We start from the raw sequence: 21,858 nt of genomic DNA, 5'->3' as shown, positions 1-21,858 counted from the left end.
CGCCGGGCGGGCAGGACCCGCCACGTCGGTTCCCGCTGCAAACACCGCGTGCGAGCAACGATCGTCAGCCTGTGAGGACTAGTCCTGTCCGGTTCTCGCCCCTCCCGAGGGCCCCGGACCCCCTGATTCCGGCAGCTTCACCGGCGGTGCCTGCTGCGCCCGTTCCAGGAAGCGGAGGAGTTCCACCGGGAAGGGCAGGACGAGGGTGGAGTTCTTCTCGGCGGCGACGGCCACCACGGTCTGCAGGAGCCGGAGTTGGAGCGCCGCGGGCTCCTCGGACATCTCGTGGGCGGCCTCGGCGAGCTTCTTGGAGGCCTGGAGTTCGGCGTCGGCGTTGATGACGCGGGCCCGTCGCTCGCGGTCGGCCTCGGCCTGGCGGGCCATGGAACGCTTCATCGTCTCGGGCAGGGAGACGTCCTTGATCTCGACGCGGTCGATCTGCACGCCCCAGCCGATGGCCGGGGAGTCGATCATCAACTCAAGGCCCTGGTTGAGCTTTTCGCGGTTGGACAGCAGGTCGTCCAGATCGCTCTTGCCGATGATGGAGCGCAGCGATGTCTGCGCCATCTGCGAGACCGCGAACCGGTAGTCCTCCACCTGCATGACCGCCTCGGCCGCGTCGACCACCTTGAAGTAGATGACCGCGTCCACCCGGACCGTGACGTTGTCCCGGGTGATGCCGTCCTGCGCGGGCACGGGCATCGTCACGATCTGCATGTTGACCTTGCGCAGCCGGTCGACCCCGGGCACCACCATCGTGAAACCGGGGCCGCGCACGGAGCGCTGGAGCTTGCCCAGACGCAGCACCACACCGCGCTCGTACTGCTTGATCACACGCGCCGCCGCCATCGCGTAGACCACCCCGACGGCCCCGAGGGTCGCCCCCACCGCCACCAGCTCCTCGACCATGCCGGCCCCCCAGGGTCCGAATTGGGCGTGTTGGGTGTGCTCTTCGAAGGTAACGCCGGTTCGGGCACAAAGGGAGAGGGCGCAGGGGAAAGCCCCCGCCGGAGTCCGGACGGGGGCTCACCCGCTGGCTGCAGTCTCAGCTGTCGTTCAGTCGTTCAGTCGTTCAGTCGTTCAGTCGTTCAGTCGTTCAGTCGTTCACGCGAGTCAGAAGACGCTGACGTTGTACGCGCGCAGCGCCTCGGTGACGGGCTGGAAGAAGGTCGTGCCGCCCGAGGAGCAGTTGCCGCTGCCGCCGGAGGTCAGGCCCAGCGCCGTGGAGCCCGCGTACAGCGGACCGCCGCTGTCGCCCGGCTCGGCGCAGACCGTGGTCTTGATCATGCCGTAGACGACGTCGCCGCCGCCGTAGTTGACGGTCTGGTTCAGCGCGGTGACCTTGCCGCTGTGCGTGCCGGTCGTGGAGCCGCGCCGGGTGACGGTCTGGCCGACGGTGGGGTCGGCGGCCCGGGTGATGTCCTGGCTGCCCACGGTGCCGGACTTGGTGACCGAGTTGTTGGTGTACTTGACGATGCCGTAGTCGTTGGTCGGGAAGCTGGAGCCCGACGTGGTGCCGAGCACGGTGGTCTTCGCCGAGTTGGACCACCAGGTGCCCGCGCCGTCGGTGCAGTGCCCCGCGGTCAGGAAGTAGTAGGCGCCCGCGCTGTTGCGGACGTTGAAGCCGAGCGAGCAGCGCCAGCTGCTCGCGTAGATGGCGTCGCCGCCGGAGATGTACTTCTGGAACGTGCCGGGGGTGCGCTCGATCTTCAGGGCGTCGGCCCCTGCCGCGGCCTTGAGCTCGGCGATCTCGGAAGCGGAGACCGTGCTGTCGGCGGTGACGACGACCTGCTTGGTCTGCGCGTCGATGCCCCAGGCGGTGCCCGCGACGTCGGCGCCGAGCACGGCGTCGCTGGCCTGTTCCAGCTGTGCCGTGCTGAGGGTCTCCATGCCGTCCCGCGCGTTGGCCGCGGGCACGGCGAGCGCCCCGGCGGCCACGAGTCCGGTGGCCACGGCCAGCAGACGGGTGTGTCTTGCTATGCCGCTGTGGGGGGTGGTGCGCCTGTTCCTCACGTAGTTCCTCCCGAGGGAAGTCAGTGGGTCCTTGTGGGTTGAAGACCCGTGAGGCGCAGCCAAAGAGCAAGCCCTGGTTCCGCATACGCCGTGCTCCTGACAAGCGCTGCTCGGGAGTATTGGGGCCGGGCAAGGACCGCACAAGGGCGCCTTTCGGCCGCCGACCGATACACCTCGGCCAGCCCCGGTGGTCTCGTACCTCTCGTACGCCACCGGGGCTTGCCGTGTTCTGCTGCGTGCTCGGACGCCTGCGTGCTCCGACGTCTCAGCGGTCGCGAAGGTTCCGTTCTCCCGCCGCGATCTCGGTGACCAGGGTGTTGCCGGGCGGCGGGAAGGGACAGATGAAGTGGTCGGCGAAGGCGCACGGGGGCAGCAGCGCGCGGTTGAAGTCGACGGCGGTGCGGCCGTCGGCGTCGGGCGCGGCGGGCCGCAGGAAGCGGAAGCGGTAGCTGGACGTGCCGCTGGTGGCGTCCGCGAAGACCGCCCACAGTGACCCGTCACCCTCCACACTCACCTGGAGGGTGTGCTCGACTCCCCCGAGCCGGAAGGAGAGTTCGCCGTCGAGGCCGAGGCCGCGCTCCTTGCCGTCCGCGTTGCCGACCGTGACGGTGCGGTCCTCGCCGAACGGGGTGAAGCGCCCGGGTACGGTCCAGCGGGTGTCGTACGCGGTGGCCTCGATGCCACGGAAGACGTGGCGCGCGGTGGCGTCGGGGTCGAAGTCGCGTACGGCCCAGAGGCCTTCGCGCCGCATGACGACGAGGCGGCGCCTGCCGTGCGCGACGCGGGCGGCGTCGACCGGGCCGCTGTCGGCGGTCAGCCGGACCTCGCCGGTCAGCGGCCGCCCGTCGACGGTGAGACCGGTGTCGGTGAGACCGGTGTCGGTGAGACCGGTGTCGGGGCCCGCGGTCAGGACGATCGCGTCGGGCGTCTCGGTCCAGCGCCCGGGGATGCCCGGAAGGTGCCCGTCCGCATGGTCCGCGAGCCAGTGCGTGCCGGTGAGGGCGAGCGGCCCGTAAGGAGCCGACACCGTCTCCGTCCGCTGCTCGTGCCAGTGCTTCCAGTCCTGCGCGGCGTCCGCGGCCCGGCCGTCGGAGAGGTGCTCGGTGTGCTCGGTGCTCATACCGGTCAACCCTTCCATACGGGCTCGCGAAGCCCGAGGTGCGAGCGCAGCGTCGCACCCCGGTATTCCGTGCGGTACGCGCCGCGTTCCTGGAGCAGCGGCACCACGCGTTCGACGAAGTCGTCGAGCCCGCCGGGGGTGAGGTGCGGCACGAGGATGAAACCGTCGGCGGCTTCGGTGCGCACGGCCTCCTCGAGTTCGGCGGCGACCGCCTCCGGGGTGCCGATGAAGGACTGGCGGGCCGTCGTCTCAATGACGGTCTGGCGGATGGAGAGCCCCTTGGACTCGGCGAGTGCCCGCCACTTCGCGGCGACGGCGAGCCGGTCGGTGATCCGCACGCGGCCCTGGACCAGTTCGGACGCGGGGTCCGGGTCGATGTCCGGCAGCGGCCCGTCCGGGTCGTACGCGGACAGGTCCACGCCCCAGACCTGTTCCAGGGCGAGGATCGCGTTCTGCGGGGTCACCTGCAGGCGGCGGATCTCGGTGGCCTTCTCCTGCGCCTCGGCCGCGGTGTCGCCGAGCACGTAGGTGACGCCCGGCATGATCTTCAGGTCGTCGGCGGAGCGTCCGTACCGCGCGAGGCGGCCCTTGACGTCGGCGTAGAAGGCGCGGCCCGCCTCCGGTGTGCCGTGCCGCGTGAAGATCACGTCGGCCGCCGACGCGGCGAACTCCCGGCCCTCGGGCGAGTCTCCCGCCTGGATCACGACGGGGTGCCCCTGCGGGGAGCGCGCCACGGTGAACTCGCCCTCGATCGCGAAGTGCCGCCCGTGGTGCGCGAAGGGCCGCGGCCGGCCCTCCGGCGTCCAGGAGTCCCACAGTTCGCGTGCCGTCGCCAGGAACTCGGCGGCGCGGGTGTACCGGTCGGCGCGGTCGAGGTAGCCGCCCCTGCGGAAGTTCTCGCCGGTGAAGGCGTCCGAGGTGGTGACCACGTTCCAGGCGGCGCGGCCCTCGCTCAGATGGTCAAGCGAGGCGAACCTGCGGGCGAGTTCGAAGGGCTCGTTGAAGGTCGCGTTGACGGTGCCCGCGAGGCCGAGCCGTTCGGTGACGGCGGCGAGTGCGGTCAGGACGGTGAGCGACTCGGGCCGCCCGACCACGTCCAGGTCGTGGATCCGCCCCTTGTGCTCGCGCAGGCGCAGCCCCTCGGCGAGGAAGAAGAAGTCGAAGAGGCCGCGTTCGGCGGTGCGGGCGAGCGAGGCGAAGGACGAGAAGTCGATGTGCGAGCGGGACCTGGGATCGGACCAGACCGTGGTGCTGTTGACGCCGGGGAAGTGGGCGGCGAGGTGGATCTGCCGGGGGCCGCGTGTCATGAGAGCACCCCCGCGAGCGCGGCGTACTGGTTGGCGGGCCTGGCGAGCCCCAGATGCTCCCGGAGGGTGCTGCCCGGGTAGAAGGTGCGGAAGAGGCCGCGGTGCTGGAGCAGCGCGACGGTGCCGTTGACGAGCCGTTCCAGGTCGCGGCGCGGCTCGACGGGCGTGAGGTGGAAGCCGTCGACGGTGCCCGCGCGGTGCCAGCCGGTGATCAGCTCGGCCAGGTCGACGGGGCCGCCCCGGTAGGCGGGCCCCTCGGCGGTGGGCAGCGGTCCGCCGCCGTGCCCGGGCTCCGCGGCACACTCCCCGCCGCCGAGGTCGACGTCGAGGGCGGCGAACACCCGCAGCGTCTGCGGGTCTCGCCCGAACCGCGTCGCCAGGACCCGCAGTTCGGCCCGCGCGGCACCGGCCCGCGCGGCGGACGAGGTGCGCACGAGGGCGACGTCCGCGTGCCGTGCCGCGGTCTCGCGGGCCTGCGGCGCCGTCGCGTCGACGACCCGCACCGGATGGCCCTGGGGCGGCCGGGGCACGATGGACGGGCCCCGCACCGAGAAGGCGCTCCCTTCGAAGTCGACGTAGTGCAGTCTGTCCCGGTCGATGAAGCGACCGGTGGCCACGTCCCGTATCTCCGCGTCGTCGTCCCAGCTGTCCCAGAGCCGGGCGGCGACATCGGCGACCTCACCGGCCTCGTGCCACAGCTCCTCGCGCAGCGCGGCCCGGCGCCGCCCGAAGAGCCGGGCCTCGGCCTCGGTCGTCGACACGTCGACCTGCCAGCCGGCCCGCCCGTGGCTGACCCAGTCGAGGGTGGCGACGGCGGCCTGTACGTGGAACGGCTCGGTGTGCGTGGTCGTGACGGTCGGTACGAGTCCGATGCGTCCGGTGCCGGGCGCGATCCTGGCGGCGACGGCGAGGGCGTCGGGTCCGGGCCGCGCGAAGGAGTCCCCGAGCGTCACGAAGTCCAGCGCCCCGCGCTCGGCGAGCAGCGCGAGATCGACGTAGGAGTCGGCCCGGTACACACCGGGGAGGTCGATGGCGGCGGCGAGGTGGAGGGGGCCGCGGCCGGTGCCTCGGTTGGTCATCGGCTGAACCTTTCTGGAATGGCGTGGAGGGTTTTGAGGAACCCCGGTGGAGGTCTTGAGGGACCCGGCGGAGGCCCCGAGGGACCCGGCGGAGGCCCTGAGGGACCTAAAGGACCTTGGAGAGGAAGGCGCGGGTGCGGTCGTGCCGCGGCCTGTCGAGTACGTCGGCGGGGGCGCCCTGTTCGACGACGCGCCCGTCGTCCATGAAGACGACGGCGTCGGCCACCTCGCGGGCGAAGCCGATCTCGTGGGTGACGACGATCATCGTGGTGCCCTGTCCGGCCAGGTCCTTGATGACGTCGAGCACCTCGCCGACCAGTTCCGGGTCGAGCGCCGACGTCGGCTCGTCGAAGAGGAGCAGCTTCGGCTCCAGGGCGAGCGCACGGGCGATGGCTACGCGCTGCTGCTGCCCGCCGGAGAGCTGCCGGGGGTAGGCGTCCGCCTTCTCGGCGAGACCGACCCGGTCCAGGAGCGCCCGCGCGGCCCGCGTCGCTGTGGCGCGCGGCCGCTTGAGGGCGGAGACCGGCGCCTCGACGACGTTCTCCAGGACGGTCAGGTGCGGGAAGAGGTGGAAGTTCTGGAAGACGAAGCCGATCCGGGTGCGCTGCTTGAGCACCTCGCGTTCGGGCAGCTCGTACAGCGTGTCGCCGGACCGCCGGTGACCGACGAGCGAGCCGTCGACGGCGACCCAGCCCCCGTCGGCCTTCTCCAGGTGGTTGATGGTGCGCAGGAGGGTGGACTTGCCGGATCCGGAGGGGCCGAGGACGACGGTGACCTCGCCCCTGCCGACCCGGAGATCGACGCCCTTGAGCACCTCCAGGGGCCCGAACGACTTGCGCACGGCGCGGAGTTCGACCATGGAGGAGGTGGCAGAAGTGGCAGTGGACATGGGGTTCCTCGGGGCTCAGGAGGTGCTCAGGAGGTGCGCAGGAAGTCGAGTACGGCGCGGGCGGTGGCGTCGTTCTGCCGGAAGGTGGGGCTGTTGGTCCGCGGCCGGGTGAACGCCCCCGCGCCGCGCGCGTCGGTCTGCGGCCCGAGCGCGAAGCGGCGCGGATGCGGCACGCCCGCACGGTCGAGCACCCGCCCGTCGGCCGGGTCGACGGCGAGGAGTCCCGCTCCGGTCGCCGCGGCTCCCTCGGCGTGCAGGTCCCGCAGGAGCGGGTCGCGGGTGCGGTCGAGGGTCGGCTGCGGGAGGCGTGCCTCGACGAGGGCGCGGGCCTCGGTGACGTGGCCGGGCAGGGTGGGGCTCTCGGCACGGAACACGCCGCCCTCGGCGCTCACTCGGACGTCCGCGCCGAGGAACCGTACGACTCCGGCGCGCGAGAGGGCGAGCAGGTTCCGGAGCCGGGGGCCGGGCGGTCCCGACGCGAGGAGGCTGAAGAAGCCGTGCCACCACGTCCCCACGTCGCCGAGCCGGACCACCTGCCCGTAGACGGAGAGCAGTCCGAGGAACACGGCGAGGTCGGTGCTGTGCCGGGGGTCGTGCCGACGTGCGAGGTCGGCGGCGACATGGCCGCGCAGCGCGTCCTGCAGTTCCTCGTACGAGGTGTGGCGCGTCCCGGCCAGGGGGTGGTCGAGGGCCGCGAGGTCGAGCCGGTCGGCGGGGTCGGGCACGGCGGAGGCGATGAGGACGTCCAGTTCGGGGCTGCCGGGCGGGCAGACCGCGTACTTCTCCTCGAAGTCCGTCCAGGCCGTCCCGGTCCGCTCCGGGTGGGCGGTGAACAGGCGGTGGTAGTGGGCGAAGCCGAGTTCCTTCTCGATGAGCGGCCAGACGTCCCGGCGGAAGTCGAAGCCGTCGGGGCGGGCGAGCAGCGCGTCGATCTCGGCGGGGCCCAAGTAGCGTGGCAGCGGCGGCCGTTCGCCCGTCCAGTCGTAGCCGATCTTGGAGTGGTAGGGCACGCCGCGCCGCGAGCCGACGTACAGCAGGGGCTCGCGCCCGGACGGCACGTACCTCTCCCCCTCGTACCGCCCGCCGCGCCCCTCCGTGAGCAGCACCATCAGGTCGACGAAGGCGAGTCCGAGGCCGCGCACGATGACGGGTTCGCCGGGCGCGAGCCGCGACAGGTCGCTGTCCGCGGTGAAGTCGGGCGGCAGGTGCACGAGACCGTGCCGCTCGGCGTACGCGGTCAACTCGCCCTGTTCGGCGTCGGGTTCGGCGTCCAGGTGGCCCTGGGCGAGGATGACGAGGTCGGCGGTGAGAGGGCTGTCCGCGCCGTCGAGGAGCACCTCCTGGCGGGCGTCGCGCGCCCCGGTGACGCGCAGCGCCCTGCGCCGGTGATGACGGACGACGGCGTGGGACGGCAGGGCGGCGACGGCCCTCTCGTACACCCAGCGCAGATAGCCGCTCTGCTCGCGGCGGCTGAGGAAGGCCCGCCCGTCGCGCCCGGTCCACTCGTGCAGGGCGGGTCCCGGCAGGACGGGTCCCGCCACCTCCACCGTCTCGTCGGTGAACATCGTGACGTCCTGGGCCTGCGAGTTCATCCAGAGCAGCGGCGACTGATCGCTGCGCCAGACGCGGCCGCCGCCCGGCGGATACGGGTCGACGAGATGGATGTCGAGGCCCGGCCCCCGGTACAGCTCGGCCGCGTTGGCGGCGATGCGCTCCAGGATGCCGGTGCCGCGCGGCCCGGCCCCCACGATCACCAGCGAGTGCCTCATCGCGCGCGCTCCGACCCGCGCGCATAGTGCCGTTCGACGTAGTACTGGCCGACGCTGAGCACCGAGGTGACCACGACGTACCAGAGGGTGGCGACCATGAGCAGCGGGATGACCTGGTAGGTGCGGTGGTAGACGAGCTGAACGGAGTAGAGCAGGTCCTGCACGGCGATGACGGAGACGATCGAGGTGCCCTTGAGGGTGCCGATCAGCATGTTCCCGGCGGGCGGCACGATGGACCGCATGGCCTGCGGCAGCACGATCCTGCGCCACCTGCGCCACCGCCCGAGCCCCAGCGACTGCGCGGCCTCGATCTGGCCGCGGTCGACGGAGAGGATCCCGCCGCGCACCACCTCGGCGGCGTAGGCGGCCTCGTGCAGGGTGAGGCCGATGACGGCGATGGTGACCGGGCCGAGCAGGTTCACCGTCCGCACGCCGAACACCTGCGGGTACAGCGCCCCGATGTTGAACCAGAAGAGCAGCTGCACCAGGATCGGCATCGACCTGAAGAACCAGACGTACGCCCAACTCACGGATCGCAGCACGGGGTTGGCGGAGAGCCTCGCCATGGCGAGCAGCGCGCCGAGCGCGAAGCCGAGCACCATGACGAGGGCGGTCAGCCAGAGCGTGAGCCCGAGACCGCGCAGCACGGACTCCGAGGTGAAGTAGTCGGCGACGACGCCCCACTGGAACGCCTCATTGTGTACGACGGAGTTGACGGCGAACGCGAGCAGGGCCAGGACGGCGACGGCCGCGGCCCACTGCCCCACGCGGGGCCGGGGCACGATGCGCGGAGCGTCGGGGAGGTCTGACGGGTCCCGGGAAGGAGGGGCGGTCGCCACTTTCCCGGCGAGGGTGCCGGAATCGGGGAGGTTGCCGGAGTCGGTGAGGGTGTCGGAAGACATGCGGAAGGCTCCGTGGATACAGAAGATCGAACACGGGTGACGCCTTCACACGGACCGAGCCCCTCAGCACGATCCGCCATCGACATTACGTGGCGCTTCGCATGCGCTGTCAAGGCTGTCCAGGATATGAGCCTTACGTCTCACGGCAGTTGACGCGGAAACGGATGCCTGTTCCACTTGGCCCATGCATCCGCAGCAGTGGCTGGTCAAGCGCTCCCACATCGACTTCGGTCGCGTGTGGTCGGCGTCCTGTTGATGTCCTCCTGAGCCGACCCCCTGCGCCGCACGCCCCCTTGATCTCTTGAGCTCGCCTGACCTCTTGAGTTCGCTTGATCTCTTGAGTTCGCTCGGCGTCCGCCGGGCCCTCTCCCCCGCACGGGTCGGCACCCTGCGCTCACTCCACGACGCCCGTGCGCCCGCACGCCGTCGCCCTCGCCCTCGCCTTCACACGCGCACTCCGCCGCCCCGCTCGTCACGGGCGACAACACCCCCCTCGCATCCCTCGTACGTCTCGTATCCCCTCGTACGTCCGCTTCGCCCTGCCCTGCCGAGCTGGAGAACCCTCACGCCATGAGCACGCCCCCGCGTTCCCGCCGCATCCCGGCGGCCTTCGCCCTGATCACCGCCGCCACCCTCGCGCTGACCGCCTGCGGGTCGGGCGACGCGACGAACACCGCGGGCGGCGCGGCCCCCGCGGGCAAGGGCGGCAAGATCCCCACCGCGGACGTCGTCTCCTCCGTCGGGAGGAACGAGGCGGCGGCGCGGCTGCTGCCCCCGGACGTACGAGACCGGGGCACCCTCGCCGTCGCCTCGTCCGTCGGCGGCACCCCGCCCGGCGCGCTCTACCTGGAGGACGGCAGGACGATCGTCGGCCAGGACATCGACTTCGCGGACGCGGTGGCCAAGGTGCTCGGGCTGAAGCTGAAGCGGGAGCCCGCGAGCTTCGAGGCGATCCTGCCCGCCCTGGGCAGCGGCAAGTACGACCTGGGCACGGGCAACTTCGGCGTCACCGACGAGCGCCGGAAGTCCATCGACTTCGTCACGTACATCAACGACGGCCAGGGCTTCGCCGTGCGCGAGGACAGCGACCTGAAGAAGGTCACCGGCTTCGAGCAGCTCTGCGGCCTGAACGTGGCGACCGGGGCGGGCACCACGTTCGAGGCCACCCTTGAGGACAACAAGCACGTCTGCGAGGAGGCGGGCAAGAAGCCGTACGGCGTGAAGACGTACGCCGAGCCGGGCGCACTCTGGGCCGCGCTGCAGCAGGGCCGCGCCGACGCGGTGATGTCCACCATCAACGGCCTGCGCTATGCGGTGCGGCAGCAGGACGGCCTGCGGTTCCTCGGCGAGTACCACCGGCTCGACGTCGGCTTCGCCTTCAAGAAGGGCACGAAGCTCGCGCCCGCGTTCCGCGCCGCGGTGGACCGGCTGATCGCGGACGGCACGTACGACCGCATCCTGAGGAAGTGGGGCACGCGGGGCTCCGCGATCGAGAAGTCGCAGATCTCGCCCCATGAGATCAAGGACTGACAGGCAGTCACGCGCCCCGGGCTACAGCCCGCAGTCACAGCACGAACAGCACTCGCAGATGCCGCAGCAGCCGCAGTCGCAGTCGCCGCAGTTGCTGCAGCAGCCCTCGCGCTTCTTGCGGGACCAGGGGCCTTCGTACGTGTCGGCGCAGCACACCTTGCAGGTGCAGCAGAGGCCGATGGCGACGGCGCACCCGGCCCAGAAGCCGCGCTTGCCGGGCTTCGGCGGCTGCGGGTCGAAGGCAGGACCACCGCCGAAGCCGCCGGGCCCGCCGGGCCCTACGGGTCCGTCAGGGCCACCCGGACCGCCGGGCGCGCCGCCCCCGTAGGGGTTGCCACCCCCGTACGGAGCGTCGCCCCCGAACGGAGCGCCGCCCCCGTAGGGGTTCTGCGCCCCGTACGGGCCACCCTGATGCGCCGTCACCTGACCCGCGTGCCCCGCGTGTCCCGCATGCCCGCACCCGTCCGTCCCGAACGCCCGGTCGACCGACCTCGTCAGCTCGTGCGCGAGCAGCACGTGCGCCAGCTTGCCGTCGGTGAATTCGGCGTCGCGCAGCGCGAGCCGGATGCCGTGCAGCGCGTCGTCGGCCAGGCGCCGGGCCTCGGCCAGGGTCGTGCCGGTCGCGGTGAGCGGGTTCCAGGCACCCGACGCGGCGTCAGCTTCCCTGTCCTCCACGGCGTCGAGCAGGTGGGCGAGCCTGCCGAAGAGGCGGCCCGCCTCGGCGAGCGGCTCCGCGTTGCCGGGCCGCCCGGCGAGCACGGCGGTGTGCGCGAAAGCCGCCGCGGTCGCGGTCTCGGTCGGCTCGGTGACCGTGAGCAGCGAGGTGCCGGGCCCCGCCAAGGCCTCGATCCCGGCCTGCCGTTCGACGGCGTCGACCAGGACCGCCGTGTCGAACCCCACATCGGCGCCGGTCCGCGCGCCCGCCCGGTCCCAGCCCCGGGCCACCCGCCGGGCCGCGACGGCCACCGGCCGACGCGCCAGGACCCCGTCGCCGTCGACGACATGGTCCCGGACCTTGGCCGAGGCGAGCACCAGCGAGACGGCGGCGGCGAGCCGTGCACCCTCGCCCCGGGCCACGGAGGCGGTCCGCATCCCGCGCAGCGGGCAGGGGCCCGCGGTGCGCCGCCACCCCGTGGCGCGCTCGGTTTGAGCCTCCGTCAGGACCGAGATGATGAGCCCGTCGTAGTTGGTGACGACGCGGGCGAACTGCCCGTGATCACTGCGCAGCGCGAGGCAGAGCCCGCACAGGTGGGCCATCCACTGGGTCTTGAGCCCCTCACCGAGGCGATGGGTGCAGGGCCTGACGATTCCGAACAAGACGACTCCCCCGAGTGGCCTGAATTTGATCAACTCCGCGCATCGTAGCGACGGCTCCGTTCACCCGTACGCACCGGCCGTCACCCATACGCCGTGAAGAATCATATTTCACTCACAGTCAGCAGCCGTACACAGCACGACCCTTGGAGCGCACCGCACATCGACGTGTTGACTCTGCACCAGTACCGTCACGAAAACCCCGCGCGGCGACTATCCACTTGGCGCATCATCCGCATCATGGACGACGATAGGGATGCGGAATCCAGGGAAACCGCTGTGAGAGGAGGCGTCCATGGGATCGGTGCGCAAGGCGAGTGCTTGGCTTGGCCTCGTCGACGACGACAACAACGAGCGTTACTACGACGACGGCTACGAAGACGACCGGGCTGAGGGGCCCGACCAGCCGGAGGCCTGGGTCACCGACCCGCGAGTGCGGGTGGCGGCCGAGGCGACCGGGGAGGAAGAGCGGCGGATCGGGACCGTGACCCCGGACAGCTTCCGGGACGCGCGCCACATCGGTGAGCTCTTCCGGGACGGTGTCCCGGTCATCATCAACCTCACGTCCATGGAGCCGACCGATGCCAAGCGCGTGGTCGACTTCGCGGCCGGTCTCACCTTCGGCCTGCGCGGTTCGATCGAGCGGGTGGCGACGCGGGTCTTCCTGCTCACCCCCGCCGACACGCAGATCGTCAACGGCGAGGCCAAGGGCCGCGCCGCGGACGGCTTCTTCAACCAGAGCTAGGCAGGGCCGCTCACCGGAACGCGTCGAGACCGGTGAGCGCCTTGCCGAGTACCAGCTGATGCATCTCGGTGGTGCCCTCGTAGGTGAGCACCGACTCGAGGTTCGTCGCGTGCCGCATGACGGGGTATTCGAGCGAGATCCCGTTGGCGCCCAGGATCGTCCTGGCCGTGCGGCAGATCTCGATCGCTTCCCGTGCGTTGTTGAGCTTGCCGAAGCTGATCTGTTCGGGACGGAGCCGGCCCGCGTCCAGGCGTCGCCCCAGGTGGTGGGCGAGCAGGATGCCCTTGTGCAGTTCGAGGGCCATGTCGGCGAGCTTGGCCTGGGTGAGCTGGAAGCCACCGATGGGCCGGTCGAACTGCTCGCGGGTCTTCGCGTACTCGACGGCCGCCTCGAAGGAGGAGCGGGCCGCGCCCATGGCTCCCCAGACGATGCCGTAGCGCGCGTGGGAGAGACAGCTCAGCGGCCCCTTCAGGCCGACGACCTCGGGCAGTACGGCGTCCGCGGGCAGCCGTACCTCGTCGAGGACCAGCTCACTGGTGACGCTCGCGCGCAGCGACCACTTGTGCTTGATCTCGGGCGCCGAGAACCCCTGCGCGTCGGTCGGGACGACGAATCCCCTGATGCCCTCGTCGGTCTGGGCCCAGACGACGGCGACCCCGGCCACCGACCCGTTCGTGATCCACATCTTGCGCCCGGTGAGGAGCCAGTCCGTCCCGTCCTTCTTGGCGTGCGTGCGCATGGACGCCGGGTCGGAGCCGTGGTCCGGTTCGGTCAGGCCGAAGCAGCCGATGATCTCGCCCGCGGCCATGCCCGGCAGCCAGCGCTGCTTCTGCTCCTCGGAGCCGAAGCGGTGGATGGCGTACATCGCGAGGGAGCCCTGTACGGAGACGAGGGAGCGGATTCCGGAGTCGGCCGCTTCGAGCTCCAGGCAGGCGAGCCCGTACTGCACGGCGCTGGCGCCCGCGCAGCCGTATCCCTGCAGGGACATGCCGAGCGCCCCGATGGAGCCGAGTTCGCGGGCCAGCTCCCGGATGCCGGGCAGCTCACCCCTCTCGTACCAGTCGGCGATGTGCGGCAGGACCCGGTCGGTCGCCCAGGTGCGGACGGTGTCCCTGATCGCGAGGTCCTCCGGGTCCAGGAGGTCGTCGATGCCGAGGGGGTCGGCGGGGTCGAAGGGCGGCAGAGGGGTGCGGGCGCTTGCGGACATGCGGGCCTCCGGCGACACAAAACTAGCGGTGGTAGTTAGCTACGGCTCGCGCTGACGTTACGCAGGCAGTGTGGCGCACGTCCAGAGCGTCCAGGGGCCTTTCAGGGGCGCGGGGAACTGCGCGACCAGCCGAAGAGAGCCCGCACCCGAAGAACCCGGCCGCCGAGAGGTTCAGACGTCCACGGACGATCCGGCGCCGACCCGCGCAGGGTCCCGAGGAGCCGGCACCCCCTGCTCAAGCCGCGCCGCAGGCGCCCCGCACTCCATGCCCCGCGGCAACCGCAGCGCCGCCACCGCACCGAGCAGCAACAACCCGGCGCTGACCAGCAACGTCACATGCAGCCCGTGCACGAAGGAGTCCCGCGCCGCGGCCCGCAGCGCCGCACCCGGCCCCCCGCCGAGCCGCGCGGCGACGTCGTACGCCTCGCCCAGCGAGTGGCTCGCCGCCGCACTGTCCGCAGCCGGAACGCCCCGCACCGCGGAGAGCCCCGGCGCGTACGCGGCGTTCATGACGCTGCCGAGCAGCGCGATGCCGATACCGGCGCCGAGCTGGTAGGAGGTCTCACCGATCGCCGCGGCGCCGCCCGCCTGGGCCTGCGGAGCCTCGCTCAGCATCGACTCGTACGCGCCGAACAGCGTGGTCTCCAGGCCGAAGCCGAGCAGCACGAAGCCGACGAGGAGCAGTGTGTCGTTGGCGTGGCCGCCCATGCCGGTGAGGAGCAGCACGGCGAGCGCGGTGAGGCAGAAACCCGCGCAGACCATCGTGCGCGGGCCAAGGCCGCCGAGCATCTTCGAACCGGCGAGGCCCGCGGCCATCGCGGCGATGGTCAGGGGCAGCAGGCGCAGCCCCGTCTCCAGCGGGGAGAGGCCGAGCACCAGCTGCAGATACTGCGCGGCGATCAGTTCGAGGCCCACGAGGGCGAGCATGGCGAGGACGATGCAGCCCACCGAGGTGCTGAACGCGGGCCGCGTGAACATCGACAGATCGACCAGCGGGTACGTACGCCGGCGCTGCCGGTGGACGAAGCCCGCGAGCAGGGCGCCGCCCACGACGAGCGCGAGCAGCGTCGTGAGGCCGAACGGCGACTCACCGCCGCCGAGCCGCTTCACGCCGAGCACGAGACCGAAGAGTCCGCCGGCGGCCATCAGCGCGCCGACCACGTCCCACGGCCCGTTCCTGCCGCCGGTCGACTCGGGCAGCAGCAGGCGTCCGATGGGCAGGCTGACCAGCATGAGCGGGATGTTTATGAGGAAGACCGAGCCCCACCAGAAGTGCTCGAGGAGGAACCCGCCGAGCAGCGGGCCAACGGCCGCGCCCACCGCGGCCACCGCGCTCCAGAGCCCGATGGCGACGGCCCGCTCGCGCCGGTCGGGGAAGACCTGGCGCAGGATCGACAGGGTCGCGGGCATGATCATCGCGCCGCCGACGCCGAGCAGCGCGCGGGCCGCGATGAGGACCTGTGCGTTGTCCGCGAGGGCCGCGATCGCCGAGGCGACGCCGAAGAGGGCGTAGCCGAGGAGGAGGACGCGTCTGCGGCCGACGCGGTCGCCGAGCGTGCCGAAGAGGATGAGGAGCGCGGCGCAGACGAGTGGATAGATGTCGACTATCCACAGGAGTTCGATCGCGCCGGGCTTGAGGTCCTCGGTGACCGCGGGGACCGCGACGTGCAGCACGGTGGCGTCGACGGCGACGAGCAGCAGGCTCACGCAGAGGACGACGAGCACGACCCAGCGGTTGGCCCCGGCACCGGCCCCGGATCCCCGACGGCTCTGCGGTACTGCGGCCGTGGTCGTCCCGGACATGTGCGTACCTCCCAGTGGTCCCTCGCGTCGGCGGCCTGCGGGAGGTGGTCTGCGGGAGGTGAACTCCCTGTTCCGGCGGCGCCGACAAAGGCGAGTGAGCCGTCAGAGTACGCGAGTCGACGCGCGGGGCACGTGGCGGACCTCTCACGGTTGTACGGATGCGGTGTGGTGTGCGCCACGCCTGCGCCACGCCGCTGCCTTCCGGCCACGCCCCGGGCGCGCGTCCGATCCTCCCGACGGCCGATAATCGAGCCCGTGACTGATCTTGATCAACGCCTCTCGCCGTCCCCGGCGGGCCGTGCGCTGCGCCGCGCGGCTCCCGCGCTCCTCGTGTACGCCGGGGTGCGCGCGCTGGGTCTCGCCGTGCTCGCGGTGTGGGGCGCGGCGGCGGGCAAGAGCCCGCACACGCTGCTGTCCGCCCGCTGGGACTCGCTCTGGTACACCCGCGTCGCCGAGCACGGGTACGGCTGGGAAGTGACGCTGCCGGACGGCAGCGTCCACTCGAACCTCGCGTTCTTCCCCCTGCTGCCCTGGCTGGAACGGCTCGTTTCCGCCGTCAGCCCCTTGTCGTTCGCGGACGCGGGTCTGGTGGTGAGCGGGCTCGCGTCGCTCTTCGCCGCGGCCGGGATCTTCGCGATCGCCGACCGGCTGTACGGGCGCCGGGCCGGGATCTGCGCGGCCGCGCTCTGGGCGGTCCTGCCGGTCGGCATCGTGCAGTCGATGGCGTACAGCGAATCCTTGTTCACGGCGCTCGCCGCCTGGTCGCTGTACGCGGTGCTCAGCGGGCGGTGGGTGACGGCGGGCCTGTTCGCCTCCCTCGCGGGGCTGACCCGGCCGGTGGGCGCCGCGGTGGTCGCCGCGATCTGGGTGGCGGCGGCCGTGCGGATGCACCGTGAGCGGCGGGCGGACCCGCGGATGATCCTCGGCGTGGTGCTTGCCCCGGTCGGCGCCGCCGCCTATGTGCTGTGGGTCGGCCACCGCACGGGCGACGGCCTGCTCGGCTATCTCGACGTCCAGGCGGGCTGGGGCAACGGCTTCGACTTCGGCTACGCCTTCGCGCGGTTCGTCGGGGAGAAGTTCACCTCCGTCCCCGGCGCCCTCGCGGGCCTCGGTCTCATCGTCGGCGTCGCCCTGGTCGTCTGGCTGTACGTCCTCGGCGTACGCCGGAAGCAGCCGTTGCCGCTGCTCGTGTACAGCGGGATCGTCGTCGCGCTCGCCCTGTGCGCGGCCGGATACTTCGGCTCGAAGCCGCGGCTCCTGATGCCCGCCTTCCCGCTCCTGCTGCCGGTCGCGGTGGCGCTGGCCCGGCTGCGTACGTCCAGGTCGGCGCTGGTCCTGGGGGTCGTGGCCGTGGCGAGCGCGGTCTACGGGGCGTTCTGGCTGCACGGCTCGGGCCCGCCCTGATCACGTCATGATCATTTCTTCGGCCTCCGGTGATCGGACGCCAAATTCCGCACCAGGACCCGGTGAACGAATTCATAAGGGCCATAAAACAGCTTCGGAAATGATCAACGAATTACGTAAGGGCGTCACCGCGGAATAAGGAAACCCCAGGAATAAACCACGTCCTGAGATCAATCCCACATCACATCGTCATCACAAAGCCACTGATTCGGCCTAGTGCCTGACTCACTCGCTGTAACGTCGATTGGGTGCGTACCGAACGAAACCTCACCCGTCTTGACCGGGTCTTCGCCCGTCTTGACCGTGAGCCGGAACGACCGGCCCACCTCGACGTGCCGAGGATGAGCCGGCACAGGGTCGTGCTCTTCAGCGCGACCCTGGCCTTCTACCTGGCCATCGTCGTCGCCGTCCTCGCCACCTCGTGGCTGGTCCGGTTCGACTGGCAGGTCATGTTCTTCCGGCCGTATCAGCAGTGGCCCGAGATCCACGCCTTCCTCGACTACTGGGTCGTCCTCGGCCAGCGCGGCCCGACCGCCGTCATGGTCGCGGCCTGGCTCGGCTGGCGCTCCTGGCGTCAGCACACCCTGCGCCCGCTCCTGATGTTCGGTGCCGCACTGCTCCTGCTCAACATCACCGTCGGCGCCGCCAAGCTCGGCATGGGCCGCCTCGGCCCGCACTACGCCACCGTGATCGGCTCGAACGAGATGTGGCTCGGCGGCGATATATTCCCCTCGGGACACACCGCCAACGCCGTCGTGACCTGGGGAATCCTGGCCTACCTCGCCTCCACCCCGCGCACCCGCCGCTATCTGTCGGCGCTCTCCGCCGTGGTCTCGCTGAGCGTGGGCCTCACCACCGTCTATCTCGGTACGCACTGGCTGAGCGACGTCTTCCTCGGCTGGGCCGCGGGCCTGCTGATCCTGCTCGCGCTGCCCTGGTGCGAGACCCTGATCACCCGCGTCGAGGCCGCGATCTTCAGCCTCCGCGAGGCCTGGCGCGCCCGCCGCACCGGCATCATCACCGTGCCCGGCCCCGAGCCCACGCCGGTCGGCGTCCCCGCGATGGTCCCGCAGCGTGCGGCGGCCGACGACGAGCTGCCCGCGCGCGAGCCCGTCGGCGCCGCCCGCTCCGCACGGGCCCCGGCCTACCTGGCGCCGGGCCCGCACACCACCCGCTCCGAGCGGAGCCCGGTCACCCCGGCGGGCAGCCGCCGCCCGCCGCACACCGACCGCGCCTCACGCGGCACCACGACGCCGCGCCCGGTGCCGGGCGGCTGACCGCCGCAGAGAGGGCCACGGACAGCAGAGAGCGCCACAGACAGCAGGAGCGCCACAGACAGCGGGGGCCGGTACGCACAGCCCATCCCCCGCACCGCGAAGGCCCCGGCTCCGTTCAGGAGTCGGGGCCTTCGCCCTGTGTCTGCGGCCGGTCAGCCCTTCCAGCAGCGCGCGACGACGCCTTCCTTGACCTCGAAGTTGAGCCGCCCCGCGAGGTACTCCATCGTGATGACGGTGCCCGGCGCCAGCGACCTGACGGTGGACCAGCCGCGCTCGCGCGCCTGCCGCTCGGCGCCGTCGGCCGGCAGGCCCACGTAGCTGTCCGGGGTGTCCTGGGGCTCGGTGGGAGGAGTCGGAATAGGTGCCATGCGCGCCACGTTAGGCGGCGCGGCACCGGCGGGGAAGCCCGGGGGCGGGCACCATGCGTCACCGATACCTCTCCGGTCACGCTTTTGTCACAGGATCACCACGTGCGTTTCGGTCGAACTCCGTCACACGAACGGGCGGTTCCGTCCTTGAACCGGCGTAATTCACGGGCGTCTTCGAGTCACTCGCAAGCGGTCTTCGAGGCCTGCGGACAATTCCGCGCCGAATAACATCACGGGCCCTTTACGGACCCTCCGTATTTCCGATTCGCGGCCGCCGTCCGGGATGTGACGAGGCGTGGGGGAATTCTCGATTCCGGGTCCCCTTCGGTCTGGTCCGTCCGCGCGCGGGGCGCCTGGAGTCGGCGTGTACGCCCCCTGTCGGAGCGAGGTCGACACGAGCATCATGGCGTGAGCTCCAACAGGCTTCGGGCAGGCCCGGCACGCGATGGCGAAGGGGCGGTCGATGGGGACCGAGACGGCGAGCGCGACCGAACAACCGGTGCGGGACCGACGTCCCGGCCGGATCATCGTGGACTGGCTGACCACCACGGACCACAAGAAGATCGGTCACCTCTACCTGATCACCTCGTTCGTCTTCTTCCTGCTCGCCGGCGTCCTCGCCCTGCTAATGCGGGCCGAACTGGCCCGCCCGGGGCTGCAGCTGATGACCAACGAGGAGTTCAACCAGGCCTTCACCATGCACGGCACGATCATGCTGCTGCTCTTCGCGACGCCCACGTTCGCCGGGTTCGCCAACGAGATCATGCCGCTGCAGATCGGCTCGCCCGACGTCGCCTTCCCACGGCTCAACATGCTCTCGTACTGGCTGTTCCTCTTCGGCGGCCTGATGGTGATCGGCTCGCTGTTCGTGCCGAGCGGGCCCGCCGGGTTCGGCTGGTTCGCGTACGCCCCGCTCAACAGCATGGAGCGCTCACCCGGCATCGGCGCCGACCTGTGGATCATGGGGCTCGCGCTCTCCGGCTTCGGCACGATCCTCGGCTCGGTCAACTTCCTGACCACCATCATCGGGATGCGCGCACCGGGCATGACGATGTTCCGGATGCCCGTCTTCACCTGGAACGTGCTGTTCACGTCGATCCTGGTGCTCATCGCGTTCCCCGTGCTCGCCGCCGCGCTGCTCGTCCTGGAGGCGGACCGGCGCCTGAACTCGCTCGTCTTCGCCCCGGAGAACGGCGGTGCGCTGCTGTGGCAGCACCTCTTCTGGTTCTTCGGGCACCCGGAGGTCTACATCATCGCGCTGCCGTTCTTCGGCATCATCTCGGAGATCATCCCGGTCTTCAGCCGGAAGCCGATCTTCGGCTACCTGCCGCTCATCGGCGCGACGATGGCCATCACCGGTCTGTCCGTCGTCGTGTGGGCGCACCACATGTTCGCCACCGGCGGGGTCCTGCTGCCCTTCTTCTCCTTCGTGTCCTTCCTCATCGCGGTCCCGACGGGCGTCAAGTTCTTCAACTGGACGGGCACGATGCTCAAGGGCTCGCTCTCCTTCGAGACGCCCATGCTCTGGTCGGTCGGCTTTCTGGTCAGCTTCCTCTTCGGCGGTCTCACCGGGGTCATCCTGGCCTCGCCGCCGCTCGACTTCCACGTCACCGACTCGTACTTCGTCGTCGCGCACTTCCACTACGTCGTGTTCGGCACCGTCGTCTTCGCGACCTTCGGCGGCTTCTACTTCTGGTGGCCGAAGCTGACCGGCAAGATGCTCGACGAGCGCCTTGGGAAGATCCACTTCTGGACCCTCTTCGTGGGCTTCCACACGACGTTCCTCGTCCAGCACTGGCTGGGCGCCGAGGGCATGCCGCGCCGATACGCGGACTACCTGTCGGCGGACGGCTTCACGCTGCTCAACACCGTCTCGTCCATCGGCGCGTTCCTGCTCGGCATGTCCACCCTGCCGTTCCTCTACAACCTCTGGAAGACGGCCAAGTACGGCAAGAAGGTCGAGGTCGACGACCCCTGGGGCTTCGGCCGTTCCCTGGAGTGGGCCACGTCCTGCCCACCCCCGCGGCACAACTTCGTCACCCTGCCCCGGGTCCGCTCGGAGTCCCCGGCGTTCGATCTGCACCATCCCGAGTACGCGGCGTACGCGGCGCCGGGGGCTGACCGGGCGCGCCAGGATCCGCAGACGGAACACCCCGGTCCAGGGCCCGGCTCAGGAGGTCCCTCGACGACCTGACCCGGTCGGCGAGTGCGGCGGGCTCGACGACCTCGAACTCGATGCCCATGAACAGCACGTGGAAGACCATCACGTCCAGGCTCGCCGCCCCCGTGCGCAGCAGGCAGGTCTCCTCGGTCTCGGGCTCCAGGGTGCCGTCGGCGGGGCTGAGGCGCTGGGCCGCCTCCGCCATGGGGACGAGGAGGCGGACCACGGCCCGCGCGGCGTACGCGCGGGTGGAGATGCCCTTCGCGACGTACGCGGCGAGGTCGTCGGCGGGCGGGGGGCGCGGCGTGAAGCGCGGCCCGTGCGGCGGCCTCGGCTCGATGCGGTCCGCGCGGAACGTACGCCAGTCGTCGCGGTCGAGGTCCCAGGCCACGAGGTACCAGCGGCGCTCGGTGCACACCAGTCGGTACGGCTCGACGGTCCTGCGGGTCGTACTGCCGCCGTGGTCGCGGTAGTCGAAGCGCAGCCGCTCCGCGTCCCGGCACAGGTCGGCGAGTTGGGTGAGGACGCTCGGGTCCACGCCCTGCGGCTGCGGGGCCCGCAGCATCGGCACGGTGAACGCGTTCAGCGCGCCCACGCGGCGGCGCAGCCTGCCCGGCAGCACCTGTTCGAGCTTGGACAGGGCGCGGACCGACGTCTCGCCGATGCCCTCGATGCCCTGTCCCGCGGAGGTGCGCAGGCCGACGGCGACCGCCACCGCCTCGTCGTCGTCCAGGAGCAGCGGCGGCAGCTCGGCCCCCGCGCCGAGCTGGTATCCGCCGCCGGTGCCGGGGCTGGCGTTGACCGGGTAGCCGAGCTCACGCAGCCGGTCCACATCGCGCCGGACCGTGCGCGGGGTCACGCCGAGCCGGTCGGCGAGGTCCGCGCCGGACCAGTCGCGGTGGGCCTGCAGCAGGGAGAGCAGGCGGAGCAGTCGTGCCGAGGTCTCCAACATGGACGTGATTGTGCCCCT

17 protein-coding genes and 1 pseudogene are annotated in these 21,858 nt (G+C 71.2%); 5 read left to right on the top strand and 13 right to left on the bottom strand.

The window, feature by feature from the left end; translation table 11 throughout:
* Positions 1-78: 78 nt before the first annotated feature.
* The 8 genes from ABZ953_RS27005 to ABZ953_RS26970 form a co-directional block, all read right to left on the bottom strand.
* Positions 79-909: a slipin family protein gene (locus ABZ953_RS27005; RefSeq protein WP_361728480.1), complete on the bottom strand. Its 831-nt coding sequence runs from the start codon at positions 907-909 to the stop codon at positions 79-81.
* A 204-nt stretch (positions 910-1,113) separates the two neighbouring features.
* Positions 1,114-2,013 (bottom strand): S1 family peptidase, encoded by a 900-nt coding sequence (locus ABZ953_RS27000; RefSeq protein WP_361728478.1) that lies wholly within the window; start codon positions 2,011-2,013, stop codon positions 1,114-1,116.
* Between the two features lie 265 nt (positions 2,014-2,278).
* Positions 2,279-3,133 (bottom strand): DUF1684 domain-containing protein, encoded by an 855-nt coding sequence (locus ABZ953_RS26995; RefSeq protein WP_361728475.1) that lies wholly within the window; start codon positions 3,131-3,133, stop codon positions 2,279-2,281.
* A 5-nt stretch (positions 3,134-3,138) separates the two neighbouring features.
* Entirely contained in the window at positions 3,139-4,440 is a 1,302-nt protein-coding gene (locus ABZ953_RS26990) for an NtaA/DmoA family FMN-dependent monooxygenase (RefSeq protein ID WP_361728472.1), read from the bottom strand.
* Complete coding sequence (locus tag ABZ953_RS26985; RefSeq protein WP_361728469.1) at positions 4,437-5,519, bottom strand: LLM class flavin-dependent oxidoreductase; 1,083 nt, start codon at positions 5,517-5,519, stop codon at positions 4,437-4,439. The genes ABZ953_RS26990 and ABZ953_RS26985 overlap by 4 nt, the downstream gene beginning before the upstream one ends.
* A gap of 106 nt (positions 5,520-5,625) precedes the next feature.
* Positions 5,626-6,408 carry an amino acid ABC transporter ATP-binding protein gene (locus ABZ953_RS26980; RefSeq protein ID WP_361728466.1) on the bottom strand — a complete coding sequence of 261 codons (783 nt, stop codon included), beginning with the start codon at positions 6,406-6,408 and terminating at the stop codon, positions 5,626-5,628.
* A 26-nt stretch (positions 6,409-6,434) separates the two neighbouring features.
* Positions 6,435-8,177, bottom strand: a complete 1,743-nt coding sequence (locus ABZ953_RS26975; protein ID WP_361728463.1) for an FAD/NAD(P)-binding protein — start codon at positions 8,175-8,177, stop codon at positions 6,435-6,437.
* Entirely contained in the window at positions 8,174-9,079 is a 906-nt protein-coding gene (locus ABZ953_RS26970) for an amino acid ABC transporter permease (protein ID WP_361728460.1), read from the bottom strand. Before ABZ953_RS26970 ends, ABZ953_RS26975 begins: the two co-directional genes overlap by 4 nt.
* Positions 9,080-9,649: 570 nt before the next feature.
* Between ABZ953_RS26970 and ABZ953_RS26965 the strand changes: the two genes are divergently transcribed.
* On the top strand, positions 9,650-10,609 hold the full coding sequence (locus ABZ953_RS26965; RefSeq protein WP_361728457.1) for an ABC transporter substrate-binding protein: 960 nt from the start codon (positions 9,650-9,652) through the stop codon (positions 10,607-10,609).
* Positions 10,610-10,630: 21 nt separating this feature from the next.
* Here the strand turns inward: ABZ953_RS26965 and ABZ953_RS26960 are convergent, their stop codons facing one another.
* Positions 10,631-11,926 (bottom strand): DUF5685 family protein, encoded by a 1,296-nt coding sequence (locus tag ABZ953_RS26960; protein WP_361728454.1) that lies wholly within the window; start codon positions 11,924-11,926, stop codon positions 10,631-10,633.
* Positions 11,927-12,218: 292 nt separating this feature from the next.
* On the opposite strand from ABZ953_RS26960, the gene sepF reads away from it, so the two are divergent.
* On the top strand, positions 12,219-12,668 hold the full coding sequence (gene sepF, locus ABZ953_RS26955; protein ID WP_361728451.1) for a cell division protein SepF: 450 nt from the start codon (positions 12,219-12,221) through the stop codon (positions 12,666-12,668).
* 10 nt (positions 12,669-12,678) lie between these two features.
* On the opposite strand, the gene ABZ953_RS26950 is transcribed toward sepF, so the two are convergent.
* On the bottom strand, positions 12,679-13,875 hold the full coding sequence (locus ABZ953_RS26950; protein ID WP_361728448.1) for an acyl-CoA dehydrogenase family protein: 1,197 nt from the start codon (positions 13,873-13,875) through the stop codon (positions 12,679-12,681).
* A 171-nt stretch (positions 13,876-14,046) separates the two neighbouring features.
* Positions 14,047-15,678 carry an MFS transporter gene (locus ABZ953_RS26945; RefSeq protein ID WP_361728445.1) on the bottom strand — a complete coding sequence of 544 codons (1,632 nt, stop codon included), beginning with the start codon at positions 15,676-15,678 and terminating at the stop codon, positions 14,047-14,049.
* A gap of 255 nt (positions 15,679-15,933) precedes the next feature.
* On the opposite strand from ABZ953_RS26945, the gene ABZ953_RS26940 reads away from it, so the two are divergent.
* Both ABZ953_RS26940 and ABZ953_RS26935 read left to right on the top strand, forming a co-directional pair.
* Positions 15,934-17,082, top strand: a complete 1,149-nt coding sequence (locus ABZ953_RS26940) for a glycosyltransferase family 39 protein (protein WP_361728442.1) — start codon at positions 15,934-15,936, stop codon at positions 17,080-17,082.
* A 248-nt stretch (positions 17,083-17,330) separates the two neighbouring features.
* Positions 17,331-18,359, top strand: a complete 1,029-nt coding sequence (locus tag ABZ953_RS26935) for a phosphatase PAP2 family protein (protein WP_361728439.1) — start codon at positions 17,331-17,333, stop codon at positions 18,357-18,359.
* 152 nt (positions 18,360-18,511) lie between these two features.
* On the opposite strand, the gene ABZ953_RS26930 is transcribed toward ABZ953_RS26935, so the two are convergent.
* Positions 18,512-18,727 carry an I78 family peptidase inhibitor gene (locus ABZ953_RS26930; protein WP_361728436.1) on the bottom strand — a complete coding sequence of 72 codons (216 nt, stop codon included), beginning with the start codon at positions 18,725-18,727 and terminating at the stop codon, positions 18,512-18,514.
* Between the two features lie 463 nt (positions 18,728-19,190).
* On the opposite strand from ABZ953_RS26930, the pseudogene ctaD reads away from it, so the two are divergent.
* A pseudogene (ctaD, locus tag ABZ953_RS26925) lies at positions 19,191-20,828 on the top strand (cytochrome c oxidase subunit I); the annotation flags it as partial.
* Here the strand turns inward: ctaD and ABZ953_RS26920 are convergent.
* A complete protein-coding gene (locus tag ABZ953_RS26920; RefSeq protein ID WP_361728433.1) occupies positions 20,764-21,840 on the bottom strand; it encodes a YafY family protein in 1,077 nt (358 codons plus the stop codon). The pseudogene ctaD and the gene ABZ953_RS26920 overlap by 65 nt on opposite strands.
* Between the last annotated feature and the right edge of the window lie 18 nt (positions 21,841-21,858).

It is taken from the genome of Streptomyces sp. NPDC046465 (assembly GCF_040646035.1).
Taxonomy (GTDB): domain Bacteria; phylum Actinomycetota; class Actinomycetes; order Streptomycetales; family Streptomycetaceae; genus Streptomyces.
Note: the sequence above shows the minus strand (reverse complement) of the source record. Positions and strands in the feature narration are given on the sequence as shown.

Bases quoted from the DNA above. Each gene is read 5' to 3' on its own strand.
- ABZ953_RS27005 (WP_361728480.1), bottom strand. From the start codon at position 909: ATGGTCGAGGAGCTGGTGGCGGTGGGGGCGACCCTCGGGGCCGTCGGG.
- ABZ953_RS26965 (WP_361728457.1), top strand. From the start codon at position 9,650: ATGAGCACGCCCCCGCGTTCCCGCCGCATCCCGGCGGCCTTCGCCCTG.
- ABZ953_RS26970 (WP_361728460.1), bottom strand. From the start codon at position 9,079: ATGTCTTCCGACACCCTCACCGACTCCGGCAACCTCCCCGATTCCGGC.
- ABZ953_RS26990 (WP_361728472.1), bottom strand. From the start codon at position 4,440: ATGACACGCGGCCCCCGGCAGATCCACCTCGCCGCCCACTTCCCCGGC.
- ABZ953_RS26975 (WP_361728463.1), bottom strand. From the start codon at position 8,177: ATGAGGCACTCGCTGGTGATCGTGGGGGCCGGGCCGCGCGGCACCGGC.
- ABZ953_RS26985 (WP_361728469.1), bottom strand. From the start codon at position 5,519: ATGACCAACCGAGGCACCGGCCGCGGCCCCCTCCACCTCGCCGCCGCC.
- sepF (WP_361728451.1), top strand. From the start codon at position 12,219: ATGGGATCGGTGCGCAAGGCGAGTGCTTGGCTTGGCCTCGTCGACGAC.
- ABZ953_RS26995 (WP_361728475.1), bottom strand. From the start codon at position 3,133: ATGAGCACCGAGCACACCGAGCACCTCTCCGACGGCCGGGCCGCGGAC.
- ABZ953_RS26980 (WP_361728466.1), bottom strand. From the start codon at position 6,408: ATGTCCACTGCCACTTCTGCCACCTCCTCCATGGTCGAACTCCGCGCC.
- ABZ953_RS26950 (WP_361728448.1), bottom strand. From the start codon at position 13,875: ATGTCCGCAAGCGCCCGCACCCCTCTGCCGCCCTTCGACCCCGCCGAC.
- ABZ953_RS26920 (WP_361728433.1), bottom strand. From the start codon at position 21,840: ATGTTGGAGACCTCGGCACGACTGCTCCGCCTGCTCTCCCTGCTGCAG.
- ABZ953_RS26930 (WP_361728436.1), bottom strand. From the start codon at position 18,727: ATGGCACCTATTCCGACTCCTCCCACCGAGCCCCAGGACACCCCGGAC.
- ABZ953_RS26945 (WP_361728445.1), bottom strand. From the start codon at position 15,678: ATGTCCGGGACGACCACGGCCGCAGTACCGCAGAGCCGTCGGGGATCC.